Origin of the sequence: Blastomonas sp. (genome assembly GCF_041747255.1) — a bacterium.
In the GTDB taxonomy this organism is placed as follows: domain Bacteria; phylum Pseudomonadota; class Alphaproteobacteria; order Sphingomonadales; family Sphingomonadaceae; genus Blastomonas.
This window is the reverse complement of record NZ_JBGTFM010000501.1, coordinates 1-1,593: the sequence shown is the minus strand read 5'-3', so window position 1 is coordinate 1,593 and position 1,593 is coordinate 1. Positions and strand designations below refer to the sequence as shown.

The window sequence follows — 1,593 nt, the reverse complement described above, 5'->3', positions numbered from 1 at the left end:
CCGATCTCGCGTCTGCGCGGATCATTGCGCTGGCCACACACGGGCTGATGGCGGGCGAGATCGAGGGCGCGGCAGAACCGGGGCTTGTGTTCACCCCGCCCGACAGCCCCAGCGAGGCCGATGACGGGCTGCTCACCGCGTCAGAGGTCGCCGCGCTGAAACTCGACGCGGACTGGGTGATCTTGTCGGCCTGCAACACCGCAGCGGGTGATGGATCGCAGGGGGCACCGGGCCTCTCCGGCCTCGCCCGCGCGTTTTTCTATGCCGGGGCGCGCAACCTGCTCGCCTCGCATTGGCCGGTGCGCGATGACGTCGCTGCGCGGATGACGGTGCGCACCATCGAAATCGCGCGCGATACACCCGGCCTGTCGCGCGCCGAGGCGTTTGCGCAAGCGATGCGCGAAATCCGCAACGATGCGTCCGCCGACAGCGACGTTGATACGCTCGCTCACCCCAACGCCTGGGCACCGTTCACGCTGATCGGCGACGGGGCGGGTTAACGCATACTCAGAGCATCGCGGTATCGGTGGGCAGGCCGAGCGTCACCCGTCCGACCAATTCGTAAACGCTGCTTGCCGTCGCGATATGCTGGGTTGCGACATGTGCGTCGCGGAACCGGCGTTGCAAACCGCTGGTCATATACACCGCGCTGCCGCCGCTGATGGTGAACGCGGTTTTGGCGACATCGGCGGCGGTTTCGGTCGCATGCGTTGCCGCGAGCCGCAGCCGCGCCTGTTCCTCCGCCGTCAGTTCGCCCCGCATCGTTGCGCCATCCCAGCATGCCGCAATGCTCTCACGGAAAAACGCCTCGGCGGATGCAAGTCTGGCTTCGGCGCGCATCAGGTCGGTCTGCACGGTGCTGCGTTCGGCCATCGTGCGCTGACCGCCCTGCGGCTTCTTCGCGCGCACCAAAGCCTTGACCTCATCCATCGCGCCCGCCGCATTGCCGAGCGCCACCGATGCCACGCCCATCGCCAGCAGCCCGAACACCGGGAACAGATAAAGCGGCCCCTGCTCGACCGGCTGGTCGGCGATCAGCGAGACGCTGCGCGCCTTGGGCACGATCACGTCCTTGACCGCGATGTCGCCCGAGCCGGTGCCCTTCATCCCCATGACGTGCCAGGTATCGAGCAGTGCAACCTCGCTTGCCGGGAAGATCATCATGCGGTGATACGGCGCGCCGTTGTCGAAGCGCTGCAGTTCGCCGTCCTTGAACACCATCGCGCCGCCGCACAGCCAATCGCAATTGGCGCTGCCCGACCCCCACTGCCATCGCCCGGAGACCTTGTAGTGATCGCCCAAGTCGTCGGCGCGGCCCATCGGCGCGAACACCCCGCCGGTGATCGCATGCGGATCGGCGTAGACTTGCGCCGCCACCTCGTGCGGCAGATACGCGGCGTTGATCGCGGTGGTCGCGCCGATCATCGCGCACCATCCGGTGCTGGCCTCGGCGCGCGCGATCGCATGCAGCACGCTCACCAGATCGAGCGGCGGCATCTCGAGCCCGGCCAGGCTCCTGGGACGGACCATGTTGAACACGCCGGCGCGGGCAAGGCCTTTGGCGATATCGGCGGGCATGCGCCGCGCCTCCTC

General features: G+C 67.8%; 2 protein-coding genes. One reads left to right on the top strand and one right to left on the bottom strand.

Annotated elements, in window-relative coordinates; genetic code table 11:
* Positions 1-500 (top strand): CHAT domain-containing protein (locus tag ACEW8G_RS16605; RefSeq protein ID WP_373489503.1); only part of this gene is annotated, 500 nt, incomplete at its 5' end.
* Positions 501-507: 7 nt separating this feature from the next.
* Here ACEW8G_RS16605 and ACEW8G_RS16600 read toward each other — a convergent pair.
* Positions 508-1,593: acyl-CoA dehydrogenase family protein (locus ACEW8G_RS16600; protein WP_373489502.1), on the bottom strand; the 1,086-nt coding region annotated here is incomplete at its 5' end.